Annotated in this window: 11 protein-coding genes; 10 read left to right on the top strand and 1 reads right to left on the bottom strand. The window is 70.9% G+C overall.

Going from position 1 to position 12,580, the window contains the following annotated elements; genetic code table 11:
- Window positions 1-40: 40 nt before the first annotated feature.
- Complete coding sequence (locus tag ABZT93_RS08600; RefSeq protein WP_356100913.1) at window positions 41-1,828, bottom strand: helix-turn-helix domain-containing protein; 1,788 nt, start codon at window positions 1,826-1,828, stop codon at window positions 41-43.
- A gap of 277 nt (window positions 1,829-2,105) precedes the next feature.
- On the opposite strand from ABZT93_RS08600, the gene dnaK reads away from it, so the two are divergent.
- From dnaK to ABZT93_RS08550, 10 genes are all read left to right on the top strand, one after another.
- Complete coding sequence (gene dnaK / locus ABZT93_RS08595; protein WP_356100910.1) at window positions 2,106-4,007, top strand: molecular chaperone DnaK; 1,902 nt, start codon at window positions 2,106-2,108, stop codon at window positions 4,005-4,007.
- Between the two features lie 8 nt (window positions 4,008-4,015).
- Window positions 4,016-4,624 carry a nucleotide exchange factor GrpE gene (locus ABZT93_RS08590; protein ID WP_356100907.1) on the top strand — a complete coding sequence of 203 codons (609 nt, stop codon included), beginning with the start codon at window positions 4,016-4,018 and terminating at the stop codon, window positions 4,622-4,624.
- A 6-nt stretch (window positions 4,625-4,630) separates the two neighbouring features.
- Entirely contained in the window at window positions 4,631-5,593 is a 963-nt protein-coding gene (locus ABZT93_RS08585; RefSeq protein WP_356100904.1) for a J domain-containing protein, read from the top strand.
- A complete protein-coding gene (locus tag ABZT93_RS08580; RefSeq protein ID WP_356100902.1) occupies window positions 5,593-6,000 on the top strand; it encodes a chaperone modulator CbpM in 408 nt (135 codons plus the stop codon). The genes ABZT93_RS08585 and ABZT93_RS08580 overlap by 1 nt, the downstream gene beginning before the upstream one ends.
- Window positions 5,991-8,630 carry an ATP-dependent chaperone ClpB gene (clpB, locus tag ABZT93_RS08575; RefSeq protein WP_356100899.1) on the top strand — a complete coding sequence of 880 codons (2,640 nt, stop codon included), beginning with the start codon at window positions 5,991-5,993 and terminating at the stop codon, window positions 8,628-8,630. The genes ABZT93_RS08580 and clpB overlap by 10 nt, the downstream gene beginning before the upstream one ends.
- On the top strand, window positions 8,627-9,073 hold the full coding sequence (gene trxA / locus ABZT93_RS08570) for a thioredoxin (RefSeq protein WP_356100897.1): 447 nt from the start codon (window positions 8,627-8,629) through the stop codon (window positions 9,071-9,073). Before clpB ends, trxA begins: the two co-directional genes overlap by 4 nt.
- A gap of 5 nt (window positions 9,074-9,078) precedes the next feature.
- On the top strand, window positions 9,079-9,342 hold the full coding sequence (locus ABZT93_RS08565) for a UBP-type zinc finger domain-containing protein (RefSeq protein ID WP_356100894.1): 264 nt from the start codon (window positions 9,079-9,081) through the stop codon (window positions 9,340-9,342).
- Window positions 9,342-11,156: an FAD-dependent oxidoreductase gene (locus ABZT93_RS08560; protein ID WP_356100891.1), complete on the top strand. Its 1,815-nt coding sequence runs from the start codon at window positions 9,342-9,344 to the stop codon at window positions 11,154-11,156. Before ABZT93_RS08565 ends, ABZT93_RS08560 begins: the two co-directional genes overlap by 1 nt.
- 149 nt (window positions 11,157-11,305) lie before the next feature.
- Window positions 11,306-11,725 (top strand): aspartate 1-decarboxylase, encoded by a 420-nt coding sequence (gene panD, locus ABZT93_RS08555; RefSeq protein ID WP_266951894.1) that lies wholly within the window; start codon window positions 11,306-11,308, stop codon window positions 11,723-11,725.
- Between the two features lie 38 nt (window positions 11,726-11,763).
- On the top strand, window positions 11,764-12,114 hold the full coding sequence (locus ABZT93_RS08550; protein WP_356100888.1) for a GNAT family N-acetyltransferase: 351 nt from the start codon (window positions 11,764-11,766) through the stop codon (window positions 12,112-12,114).
- Window positions 12,115-12,580: the final 466 nt, after the last annotated feature.

Below are 12,580 nucleotides of genomic sequence, written 5' to 3'. Positions count from 1 at the left end.
GCGTTCCGGCTCGTGGCGCTGGAAAAGTCCTGGCGAAGGATCAACCGGGTCCACCCAGCACGATCTTCCACACTCGGGTCGCCACCTGGAGGTTCAGCCGGTCCTCGACGTTCGCGAGGTCGTTGCCGCTGATGTCGCGGATGCGCTGGAGCCGATAGCGCAGCGTGCTGCGGTGGATCGCGAGGGATTCTGCGGTCTCGTCGTAGTTGCCGCCGCAGTCGAAGTACCGGGACAGGGTCTCCACCATGGCCGTGCGGTGCCGGGAGTCGTAGTCGATGAGCTGCCCGAGCCACTCGTGGACGAACGTCTCCAGTTCCCGGTGATCGCTGCCGGGCCCCAGGATGCGGTAGAGGCCGAGCTCGTCGAAGAAGGTCGTGCCGTAGCTCTCGCGGGAGTGGCGGCGCACATCCAGGGCGCGCCGGGCCTCCTGGTAGTGGTGGGGGATCTCGTTCAGGGAGTCGCAAGGGGCGCTCACCCCGATCGTCCCGGACCGTGTCCCGGTCTCCCGGGCGAGCGCCTCGTACAACGCGCGGGCGTGCGGCCGGTCGTCGGCGATGAGGACGACGTGGTCGGAGCGGCGGGTCAGCAGCGAGCGCATGCCCACGGCAGAGGACGCCCGGCCCACGGTCTGCGCGAAGGAATCGTCCGCAGTCCGGTTCGACCACTGCACCGCGACGATGTAGTGGCTGCGGTGCAGGTCGTGTCCGACTGCCTCGGACCGGGCGTAGGCGCTCGCCTCGTCCGTCCCTGCCAGGAGGTCGTCGGCCAACTCGCGGTGCAGCCTCACCTCCACTTCGGCCAGACTGCGCGAGTGCGCCAGCTCCAGCGCGAGCGACGTGGTGGCGTGTCCAAGCGCGAGTACGGTGTGCTCGTCGGCCTTGTCCCGGGCATCGACCAGGGCCAGCACGCCCAGGATCTCGCCGTGCGGGCGGACCAGGGTGATCAGCCGGTCCTTCATCCGCACCGGCCCGACCTCTTTGGCGAGGGCGTGCAGCATTTCGTCCTGGCGCACGGGATCCGGTTCGGGATAGGGGTCGGGGCGGCCGGGGCCGGTCCAGGACCTCAGCCGACCGAAGCGGTCCTCGACCAGCGCGGGAAGTCCGGTGAGCCTGTGCAGTGCGCGAGTGACGGCTTCCTCGCCGCCGCTCGAGGCGGCGACCTCCGCCATGAGCGCGTGAACGGCTCGCTGGTAGCCCAGCTCGGCCACGACGGAGATCAGCTGCCGCTGGAGGGCTGTGCGTTCGTCCCTCAACCGGTGCAGCTCCACCGCGTCCTCGCGTCGGCGGCGGTGTGCGAAGGCGACCGACAGTGCGGCAGCGGTGTGCCGGACGAGCATGGCGAGCAGGGATCGCTCGGCCTTGGTGGGCCGGGAGCGGGACATCACCACGAGGTAGCCGTGGAGCCCCCCAGGTCCGCGTAGCCCGAGGGCCCAGCCCCAGGGCCTGCCGGCCAGGGTCACGTTGCCGTCCCGCCCGGCCAGCTCCCGAACCCTCCGGCCCACGGCCAGGGCATGCGTCCGCCCGTTCCTCGGGCTGGGGACCAGGTCGCCGCCCACCTTGAGGTATCCGGCCGCCGCGCAGTACGGCCCCGCGGCGACTATGTGCTCCATGGCCAGGCGCAGGATCTCGCCTTCGTCCGGAGTGTCGAACAGGGTGCGGGAGAGTGCGGCCAGTTCCCGCAGGGCATGGTCGGCTTCGGCTGGGGTGCGGGCGGACAGGCGGCGCGCTCTGCGCGCTGCCGTGGGATGCCGCCCGGCGCTGCCCCGCGGAAGGCTGCTCTTCCGGTCGGAGTAGCGGTGGTACCGGCTGTACGCCCGACTGCCGACCATGGGATCACTCCGTTCCTCGGAGGCGAGCGGCTTTCGCGTACCCGCTCCCGGGCCGGCTACCCGGGACATGTGGGGTCCTTCTCTCGTACTCCCGGGGCGACCGGACCCGTGCGTTCCTGACTTGCCAGGCGCAGGCGTGGAGCCACCCGTTTCGTCACCCTGGGGAGTGCTCGAGACCCTCCGTGCACACCGGTGGGAAACCGGTGGAGTCCCACCGCTACCTGAACGAACGTGATCCGGAGGGGCGACGCAGGCGCCGTACCGGGAGGAGTTCCTCATGGCCAAGGCAGTGGGCATCGACCTGGGCACCACCAATTCGGTGATCGCTGTGTGGGAGGGCGGCGAGCCGTCCGTCGTGCCCAACAGCGAGGGCAACCGCACGACACCGTCCGTGGTGGCCTTCACCGACACCGGGGAACGTCTGGTGGGCCAGCTGGCCCGGCGCCAGGCGATCCTCAACCCCAAGGGCACCATCTACTCGGCCAAGAGGTTCATCGGCCGGCACTTCGACGAGATCTCCGACGAGGCCAGGGCCGTGGCGTACGACGTCGTCGAGGGGGACGGCGGGGCGGCCCGCTTCAAGGTGCGCGACAAGCTGTACGCGCCTGAGGAGATCAGCGCACAGGTACTGCGCAAACTCGCCGACGACGCGTCCAAGCAGCTGGGGGAGCGGGTCACGGAGGCGGTCATCACGGTGCCCGCCTACTTCAACGACGCTCAGCGCACCGCCACCAAGGACGCCGGACGGATCGCCGGACTGGAGGTGCTGCGGATCATCAACGAGCCGACCGCGGCCGCCCTCGCGTACGGCATGGACAAGAAGGAGCACGAGACCGTCCTCGTCTTCGACCTGGGCGGCGGCACCTTCGACGTGAGCATCCTCGACGTCGGCGACGGCGTGGTGGAGGTGCGCTCCACCGCCGGTGACAGTCACCTGGGCGGCGACGACTTCGACCGGCGTCTGGTGGACCACCTCGCGGACGACTTCCAGAAGGAGAACGGCATCGACCTGCGCAAGGACCCGCAGGCGCTGCAACGACTGTTCGAGGCGGCGGAGAAGGCCAAGACCGAGCTCAGTTCGGTGACGCAGACGCAGGTCAGTCTGCCGTTCATCACCGCCGACGCCTCGGGCCCCAAGCACCTCACCGACTCCGTCATGCGGTCCACTTTCGATCAGATCACCGGTGACCTGGTGGAACGCTGCCTGGGTCCGGTCCAGCAGGCGATGGCCGACGCCAAGGTCGGCGAGAGCGACATCGACGAGGTCATCCTCGTCGGCGGCTCCACCCGTATCCCCGCTGTCCAGTCCCTGGTCCGACGGCTGACCGGCGGCAAGGACCCCAACATGAGCGTCAACCCGGACGAGGTAGTGGCCCTGGGCGCCGCGATCCAGGCCGGGGTGCTCAAGGGCGAGGTCAAGGATGTCCTGCTGCTCGACGTCACACCCTTGTCGCTGGGTCTGGAGACGCGCGGCGGAGTGATGACGAAGATCATCGAGCGGAACACCACCATCCCGGTGCGCCGCAGCGAGACCTTCTCCACCGCCGAGGACAACCAGCCGGCCGTCGATGTGGTGGTCCTCCAGGGTGAGCGCGAGCGGGCCGCCGACAACCGGGTGCTGGGCCGCTTCCAGCTCACCGACATCCGGCCGGCGCCGCGGGGCGAACCACAGATCGAGGTCACCTTCGACATCGACGCCAACGGCATCCTCAACGTCAAGGCCCGCGACCGGGACACCGGCAAGGAACAGGGCATCACCATCAGCGAGAGCTCCAACCTGGACCGCAGTGAGGTCGAACGCATGGTCCAGGAGGCCGAGCGCAACCAGGGCCAGGACCATGCCCTGCGCGAGGCCGTCGACGCCCGCAACGAACTCGACGCCGTCGCGTACCAGGTCGAGAAGCGTCTCGCCGAACTGGGCGACGCGGCGCCCGCGCACGAGAAGGCACGCGCCGAGATGCTCGTGTCGGATGCCCGGGCGGCGGTCAAGGAAGAGGCGGGCGTGGAGCGCGTGCGGCCTCTGACCTCCGAACTCCAGCAGGTGTTCGCCGGGCTGGCGGCCCATCCGGGCGCCGCCGCCACGGGCGGCGGTCCCGGCCAGGACGCCGCCACCGGCGGTCCCACGAGTGGCGGTGGCGGTGACGATGATGTCATCGACGCCGAGTTCGACAAGGGCTGAGGCGCGCCATGCCCACCCACCCCCAGGAACCCGAGCGGGCCGCGTCGGATCCGGTCGTACCGGTCCCGGAAGGCGCCGGACGCCCTCCGCGCGGCGATCTGCCGCAACCGGGCCCGCCCCCGCCCCAAGCCGCGAACAGCGAACCGGGACCCGATGCCGCCGGCCCCGCGTCCGCCGAGAACGAGTACACGACCGCGATCCAGGAACTGGAGGACCGCTGGCGGCGCGCACTCGCCGACCTCGACAACCTTCGCAAGCGGCACGCCAGGGAACTGGAGCGCGAACGGGCCCTCGAGCGGTCCCGCACGGCGGCCGCCTTCCTACCCGTCCTCGACAACCTCGAACTCGCCCTGACCCACGCCGGCGCCGATCCGGGCGCGATCGTGGAGGGCATCCGGGCCGTACGCGACCAGGCGGTGAACGTCCTCGAACTGCTCGGCTACCCGCGGCACGCGGAGACCGGCGTCGCCTTCGACCCGGCCCGGCACGAGGTGGTCGGCGTGGTCCAGGACCCCGACGCCCCACCGGGCACGGTCGTCGACGTGCTGCGCCCCGGATACGGGGACGGCGAGCGGCAGCTCAGGCCTGCCGCCGTGACTGTCGCGAAGCGGGAGTGACCGGTCATGGCGCGGGACTTCTACGAGGTGCTCGGCGTGTCACGGACCGCGAGCCAGGACGAGATCCAGCAGGCGTATCGCAAACTCGCCCGCAGGCACCACCCCGACGTCAACAAGGACCCCGGGGCGGAGGAGCGGTTCAAGGACCTCAACGAGGCGTACAGCGTCCTGTCCGATCCCAAGACCCGAGCCCGCTACGACCGCTTCGGCGAGGATTTCCGCAAGATCCCGGAGGACTTCGACGAACGGGTCGCGGCGGGAGCGGGTGGCGGCTTCCGCGGGCGGTCGACCGCAGGCGGGGGCGGTCCTCGGGTCCGGTACGCCACCGGCTTCGGCGACGGCTTCGGCGACGACTTCGGCGCGGAGGGCATCGACATCGAGGACCTGTTCGGCTCCATGTTCGGAGCCGGCACCGCCCGAGGCGGCGTCCCCGGAGCGGACCAGGAGGCCGAACTGCCGCTCACCGTCGAGGAGGCGTACCGAGGCGGCCGTCGCACCGTCACGCTCGCCGGTCCCACCGGGCAGCCGCGGCGGTACGAGGTCGACGTGCCGCCGGGCGTCACCGACGGGCAGCGCATCCGGCTGGCGGGCGAGGGCGGCCAGGGCAGGGGTGACGCCGCCGCGGGCGACCTCTACCTGCGGGTGCGTATCCAGCCCCACCCCCGGTTCCGGCTGGACGGCCGCGACGTGCACGTCCAGGTCCCGGTCACCCCCTGGGAGGCGGCCCTGGGTGCGACCGTGCCGGTGCCCACCCCCGGCGGCGGCACGGCCAAGGTCACGGTGCCCGCGGGCTCGTCCAGCGGCCGGCGGCTGCGGCTGCGCGGCGAGGGCATGCCGAACCCGCGCGGCGCCAACGGCGACCTGTACGCCGAACTCCGCGTCATGGTGCCTCCGGACCTCGGCGACCGGGAGCGCGAACTGTTCGAGGAGCTCGCCGCCACTTCCTCGTTCGACCCCAGGAGGACGTGATGAACGACCGATCCGCGGGAGCGGGAGGCATCGGCCGGGCCGGCGTCGGCGCCCGTCCGGTACGAACGGGCGCCGACATCACCGCCTCGACGGCTGTCCGGTACGCGCTCGTGCCCGTCCCCAGGCTCTCCCTGGCCACCGTGGCCCGCCGTTCGGGCCTCCACCCCGATCTGATCCGCCGGTTCGTCGCCCTCGGCCTCGTCGACGCCGAACGTGACGCCGCGGGGCGCCTGATGTTCGACCCCACGGCCCCGGCGGTTCTCGCCCGCATCCAGCGGCTGCGCACCGGACTCTGCCTCAACTACGCATCCATCGGCCTGGTGCTCGACCTGCTCGACCGCATCAGCCTGCTCGAGGCCGCCCTGCGCGGCCGCGGCACGAGGAGTGAAACACCCCCATGGACATGAACCGTCTCACCCAGAAGTCCCAGGAAGCCCTCCAGGAGGCCCAGACCGCGGCCGTCGGCATGGGGCACACCGAGGTCGACGGGGAACACCTGCTGCTCTCACTTCTCGACCAGGAGGACGGTCTGATCCCACGGTTGCTGCAACAGGCCGGCACCGAGCCGAAGGAACTGCGCGCGGCCGTGCGCGAGGAACTCTCCCGCCGTCCGAAGGTCACCGGCCCCGGCGCGGCACCCGGCCAGGTCTTCGTCACTCAGCGCCTCGCCCGACTGCTCGATGCCGCCGAGCGGGAGGCCAAACGCCTCAAGGACGAGTACGTGTCCGTGGAGCACCTCCTGCTCGCCCTGGCCGAGGAGGGCTCTTCGACCGCCGCCGGGCGACTGCTCAACCAGGCGGGCATCACCAGGGACTCGTTCCTGAGCGCGCTCACTCAGGTCCGAGGCAACCAGCGTGTCACCTCCGCGAACCCCGAAGTGGCCTACGAGGCTCTGGAGAAGTACGGCCGCGACCTGGTTCTGGAGGCTCGGTCCGGGCGGCTCGACCCGGTCATCGGCCGTGACGCGGAGATCCGCCGCGTCACCCAGATCCTCAGCCGCAAGACCAAGAACAACCCCGTCCTCATCGGCGATCCCGGCGTCGGCAAGACCGCCATCGTCGAGGGCCTGGCCCAGCGCATCGTTCGCGGTGACGTCCCCGAGGGCCTGCGCGACAAGACGGTGTTCGCTCTCGACATGGGCTCCCTGGTGGCCGGCGCCAAGTACCGCGGCGAGTTCGAGGAACGCCTCAAGGCCGTGCTGTCCGAGGTGAAGGCCGCCCAGGGGCGCATCCTGCTCTTCGTCGACGAACTCCACACCGTCGTCGGCGCGGGCGCCGCCGAAGGGGCCATGGACGCGGGCAACATGCTCAAGCCGATGCTCGCCCGCGGCGAACTTCACATGATCGGCGCCACCACCCTCGACGAGTACCGCAAGCACATCGAGAAGGACGCCGCCCTCGAACGCCGCTTCCAGCAGGTCCTGGTCGACGAGCCGAGCGTGGAGGACACCATCTCCATCCTGCGCGGACTGCGCGAACGCCTGGAGGTCTTCCACGGCGTGAAGATCCAGGACACCGCGCTGGTCTCCGCGGCCACCCTCAGCCACCGCTACATCACCGACCGGTTCCTGCCCGACAAGGCCATCGACCTCGTCGACGAGGCGTGCGCCCGGCTGCGTACCGAGATCGACTCGATGCCCGCCGAACTCGACGAGATCACCCGCCGCGTCACCCGCCTGGAGATCGAGGAGGCGGCCCTGTCCAAGGAGACCGACGCCGCCAGCAGGACCCGCCTGGAGGAACTGCGCAAGGAACTGGCCGATCTGCGCGGCGAGGCCGACGCCAAACACGCCCAGTGGGAGGCCGAACGGCAGGCCATCCGCCGCGTGCAGGAACTGCGGCAGGAACTGGAGCAGGTCCGCCACGAGGCGGAGGAGGCAGAACGCGCCTACGACCTCAACCGCGCCGCCGAACTCCGCTACGGCCGCCTCCAGGACCTGGAGCGCCGACTCGCCGCGGAGGAGGAGCAACTGGCCGCCAAACAGGGACAGAACCGGCTGCTGCGTGAGGTCGTCACCGAGGAGGAGATCGCCGAGATCGTCGCCGCCTGGACCGGCGTCCCGGTCGCCCGCCTCCAGGAGGGCGAACGCGAGAAACTGCTGCGCCTCGACGAGATCCTGCGCGAGCGCGTCATCGGCCAGGACGAGGCCGTCAAGCTCGTCGCCGACGCCGTCATCCGTGCCCGCTCGGGCATCCGCGACCCTCGCCGCCCCATCGGCTCGTTCATCTTCCTCGGCCCCACCGGCGTCGGGAAGACCGAGCTGGCCAAGACTCTCGCGCGGGCCCTGTTCGACTCCGAGGAGAGCATCGTCCGCCTCGACATGAGTGAGTACCAGGAACGGCACACCGTCAGCCGGCTCATGGGCGCACCGCCCGGATACGTCGGCTACGAGGAAGGCGGCCAGCTCACCGAGGCCGTACGCCGCAAGCCGTACTCGGTTGTGCTGTTCGACGAGGTCGAGAAGGCGCACACCGACGTCTTCAACACCCTGCTGCAGATCCTCGACGACGGCCGCATCACCGATGCGCAGGGCCGCACCGTCGACTTCCGCAACACCGTGATCATCATGACGTCCAACATCGGCTCCGAGCACCTCCTCGACGGCGCCACCGCCGAAGGTGAGATCAAGCCCGACGCCCGCGCCCTGGTGATGGGCGAGCTGCGCGGGCACTTCCGGCCGGAGTTCCTCAACCGCGTCGACGACATCGTGCTGTTCAAACCGCTCGGCGAGCGGCAGATCGAGCGGATCGTGGAGCTGCAGTTCGACGAACTGCGCCGCCGCCTCGCCGAACGCCGCATCACGGTGGAACTCACCGAAGCGGCCCGGGAGTTGATTGCCCACCAGGGCTACGACCCGGTGTACGGGGCCCGGCCGCTGCGCCGCTACATCTCCCACGAGGTCGAGACACTGGTCGGACGCGCCCTGCTGCGCGGCGACGTCCAGGACGGCGCGACGGTCCGCGTCGACGCCGAACACGGAGAGCTGGTGGTCACCTACGACCGGCCCGAGGACGTGAGGGGAGAGCGGGCGGCATGAGCACGATGCAGGCGACGACCGTCAGTTGTCCGAACTGCGGGCGTACCAACCGGGTGCCCGTGGCCGCGGAGGGCCGCCCCAGGTGCGGCCACTGCAAGCAGCCCCTGCCGTGGATGGTGGACGCGGGCGACGACGACTTCACCGAGGTCGCCGAGCGGGCCGACGTCCCCGTCGTGGTCGACCTGTGGGCCACCTGGTGCGGTCCCTGCCGCATGGTCAGCCCCGCGCTGGAGAAGGTCGCCACCGATCTCGCCGGCCGTATCAAACTCGTCAAGGTCGACGTCGACGAGAACCCGCGGCTGGCACAGCGTTTCGAGGTTCAGGCGGTACCGACCCTGCTCGTCCTCGACCAGGGCGAGCCGGTCGCCCGGCAGGCGGGGGCGGCGCCCGCCCCCGCTCTGCGCCGGTGGGTGGAACAGTCGATCAAAGCCCGGGAAGGGTGATCCGGATGACCCTGCACGCAGACCCCCACCTCGCGCTCGTCCGGCCGGTCCAGCCGCTGACCCCACAAGGGTGTCAGGAGTGTCTCCAGCTCGGCTCCCCGTGGGTCCATCTGAGGCTCTGTCTGACCTGTGGGCACGTCGGCTGCTGCGACTCCTCGCCGAACAAGCACGCGCGTAAGCACGCGGCTGCCGACGCCCATCCGATCGTGCGGTCGTTCCAGCCCGGCGAGGACTGGTGCTGGTGCTACGTCCACGAGGCGTTCGTCTGATGTCCGGCGACCAGTCGCTGCCGGGCGGAGAACCGGTGCCACAGGAAGCGGACGAGGCCGTCTTCTGGGAGACCCCGGACATCTACGGCGCGTATCCGCGCCTCACGGAGGACCAGACAGCACGTCTGGCGGAGCACGGTCAACGCCGGAGCACGGCTGCGAACGAGGTGCTGATCCGGGAGGGGGAGCGCTGCGAGACGTTCTTCGTCGTCCTCAGCGGCAGCGTCGCCGTCGTCGAGGACTACGGCACTCCCGAGGAGCACGTGCTGCGCGTGCACGGCCCCGGTCGCTTCATCGGCGAACTCGGCCTGCTGCACGGACAGGTGGCCTTCTACACCGCGGTCACCAGGGAGCCGGGCGAGGTCCTCGTCGTCTCCCTGGACGAGTTGCGCCACCTGGTGTCCCAGGACTCCACCATCGGGGACGTCGTGCTGCGCGCCTGTCTGGGCCGTCGTGCGCTGCTCGTCGGACAGGGCGCCGGCTTCCGCATCATCGGCTCGCGCTACTCGCCCGACACCAGACGGCTGCGCGAGTTCGCCGTCCGCAACCGGCTGCCGCACCGCTGGATCGACCTGGAGACCGACGAGGAGGCGGAGGAGCTGCTGCGCCGCTTCGGCGTCGGCCCGGCGGAGACACCACTCGTCATCTGGCGGGACACCACCCTGTTGCGCAACCCCAGCAACGCGGAACTGGCCCGGCTCATCGGCCTGCCGTCACTGCCCGCCGGACACCGCCACGGCGACGTCCTCATCGTAGGCTCCGGACCCGCCGGTCTCGCCGCCGCCGTGTACGCCGCCTCCGAGGGCCTGAGCACCACGGTGGCGGAGGCGATGGCCACCGGCGGCCAGGCCGGCACGTCGTCCCGCATCGAGAACCTGCTCGGCTTCCCCTCCGGCATCTCCGGCGCCGAACTCACCGAACGCGCCGTGCTCCAGGCCGACAAGTTCGGCGCCGGGATCAGCCTTCCGCTGGAGGCGACCGGCCTCCATCCCAAGGACGAGGACCACTACGTGGTGGCGTTCGCCGACGGCAGCGAGATCGCAGCCCGCGCCGTCGTCCTGGCCATGGGTGCCCGCTACCGCCGGCTCCAGGTGCCCGGCATCGAACGCCTGGAGGGAACGAGCGTGCACTACTCGGCGACCGTCTACGAGGCCCAGCAGTGCCGCACCGACCCGGTGGCAGTCGTCGGCGGAGGCAACTCGGCGGGCCAGGCGGTGCTGTTCCTCGCCGGGTACGCGCCGAAGGTGCGACTGCTGGTCCGGGGACCCAGCCTCCAGGCCCACATGTCCCGCTACCTGATCGAACAGGTCGAGCGCCATCCGCGAGTGGAGGTCATGCTGCACACCGAGGTCACCGAGGTCATCGGCCAGGAGGTGCTGGAGGAGCTCGACGTGGTCGACAACCGCACGGGCGGGCACCGCCGACTCGCGGTACGAAGCCTGTTCGTCTTCACCGGCGCCGACCCCCACACCGAGTGGCTCGCCGGCACCGTCGCCCTCGACTCCCGCGGCTTCGTCCTCACCGGGCCGGAAGCCCAGGAAGCCTGCTCCCACCCCGAGGGGTGGCACGGCCGCGGGCGCTCGTGCATGACCCTGGAGACCAGCCTGCCCGGGGTCTTCGCGGTAGGGGACGTCCGTAGCGGCTCGGTGAAGCGGGTGGCCTCGGCGGCCGGTGAGGGCGCGATGGCCATCCACTTCGTGCACCGGCACCTGGAGCACTCGGCCGTGCCCGGCACTGCGGGCACGTCCGCTGCCGCGGGTGGCTCGGACGTCTCCCCACGCCCACGCCACAAGGAGTCCGCGTGGCTCGCATGACGAACGGCGGCCGACGAGGTCATCGACGGGTCGGTGTGACTCCTCGAACGTCCGGCGACAGCTGACCGAACACGCGGAACGATGTAATCTCCGGAATCGCCCTTGACCTGCAAGAGCGGGCAGGGAGCCGACAAACCGGGAGATTCCCCATGTTCCGTACCATGTTCAAGTCCAAGATCCACCGGGCCACCGTCACCCAGGCCGACCTGCACTACGTGGGATCGGTGACCATCGACGCGGATCTCCTCGACGCCGCCGACCTGCTGCCCGGTGAGCTCGTGCACATCGTCGACATCACCAACGGCGCCCGGCTGGAGACGTACGTCATCGAGGGCGAGCGCGGTTCGGGGGTGATCGGTATCAACGGTGCCGCCGCCCATCTCGTCCACCCCGGAGATCTGGTGATCATCATCAGTTACGCTCAGGTGACCGACGCCGAGGCGCGGGCGCTCGAACCCCGGGTCGTGCACGTGGACCGCGACAACCGCATCGTCGCCCTGGGGGCCGACCCGTCCGAGCCGGTGCCGGGTTCCGACCAGGAGCGCAGCCCGCAGGCGGTACCGGCCTGACGCTGCCGCCCGACGACCTTCGGACCAGGAGCGTGCCCATGAGCGACATAGAGATCCGCGACGACCGACAGGCCGGCCGCCTGGAGGCCTTCGGTCCCGGGGGAGGCGAAGTCGTCGGCCACATCCAGTACTTCGTCCTCGATTCGCCCGAGCGCGCCCTGGTCCCGGTCCACACCATCGTGGAACCGGCCCACGAGGGCCAGGGCATCGCGGGCTCCCTGGCCCGCGAGCTCTACACCATCGCGGCTCGCGAGGGCGTCCCCGTCGCCCCGCTCTGCCCGTACGTCGTCAAGTGGGCCGAACGCCACCCCGACGAGGCCCCTGCGGCGAACCCGGAACTGCTCCGCGCGGCGAAGCAGTGGCTGGCGGCGAACCCCGAGGGTTTCTGAGCGGGCAGGTCCGTGAGCCTGCGGTCAGGTGGACCTGGCGAGCCGCGCACCACCAGCCCCGGTGAGCCACGTCAAGCCGCCGCCCGCACCCCGAACGCACCCACGCGGGCCCCGCTCGTCACGCGCGGGGGTGACTGGCCGCAGGGCTCACGGGTACGCGGGGGAGTAGTCCAGAGCCGACGTCCACCGACTGGCTGGAGGACCTGATGACCAACCCGTACCCCGACCCCGTCCCGCCGAGCCCCACTCCCGGCCCCGGGCCGGTACCCACGCCGGGTCCGACCCCGGTGCCTCCGTCACCCCCGGACCCGGCCCCGGAGCCCCCGTCACCCCCGGCCCCGGGCCCCGTGCCGACCCCCGACCCGTCGCCGGTACCGCCGGGTCCCGAGCCGGTACCGAACCCGGAGCCGGGGCCACCGCTCAGCTGACGACGACCCCGTGAACACAGTGGAGGAGGGCCACCGAA

Source organism: Streptomyces sp. NPDC005303 (assembly GCF_040607335.1).
Lineage (GTDB): Bacteria > Actinomycetota > Actinomycetes > Streptomycetales > Streptomycetaceae > Streptomyces.
Note: the sequence above shows the minus strand (reverse complement) of the source record. Positions and strands in the feature narration are given on the sequence as shown.

What these genes read in the sequence shown, in the direction of transcription:
- ABZT93_RS08600 (WP_356100913.1), bottom strand. Translation starts at nt 1,828, where the DNA reads ATGGTCGGCAGTCGGGCGTACAGCCGGTACCACCGCTACTCCGACCGG.
- dnaK (WP_356100910.1), top strand. Translation starts at nt 2,106, where the DNA reads ATGGCCAAGGCAGTGGGCATCGACCTGGGCACCACCAATTCGGTGATC.
- ABZT93_RS08590 (WP_356100907.1), top strand. Translation starts at nt 4,016, where the DNA reads ATGCCCACCCACCCCCAGGAACCCGAGCGGGCCGCGTCGGATCCGGTC.
- ABZT93_RS08585 (WP_356100904.1), top strand. Translation starts at nt 4,631, where the DNA reads ATGGCGCGGGACTTCTACGAGGTGCTCGGCGTGTCACGGACCGCGAGC.
- ABZT93_RS08580 (WP_356100902.1), top strand. Translation starts at nt 5,593, where the DNA reads ATGAACGACCGATCCGCGGGAGCGGGAGGCATCGGCCGGGCCGGCGTC.
- clpB (WP_356100899.1), top strand. Translation starts at nt 5,991, where the DNA reads ATGGACATGAACCGTCTCACCCAGAAGTCCCAGGAAGCCCTCCAGGAG.
- trxA (WP_356100897.1), top strand. Translation starts at nt 8,627, where the DNA reads ATGAGCACGATGCAGGCGACGACCGTCAGTTGTCCGAACTGCGGGCGT.
- ABZT93_RS08565 (WP_356100894.1), top strand. Translation starts at nt 9,079, where the DNA reads ATGACCCTGCACGCAGACCCCCACCTCGCGCTCGTCCGGCCGGTCCAG.
- ABZT93_RS08560 (WP_356100891.1), top strand. Translation starts at nt 9,342, where the DNA reads ATGTCCGGCGACCAGTCGCTGCCGGGCGGAGAACCGGTGCCACAGGAA.
- panD (WP_266951894.1), top strand. Translation starts at nt 11,306, where the DNA reads ATGTTCCGTACCATGTTCAAGTCCAAGATCCACCGGGCCACCGTCACC.
- ABZT93_RS08550 (WP_356100888.1), top strand. Translation starts at nt 11,764, where the DNA reads ATGAGCGACATAGAGATCCGCGACGACCGACAGGCCGGCCGCCTGGAG.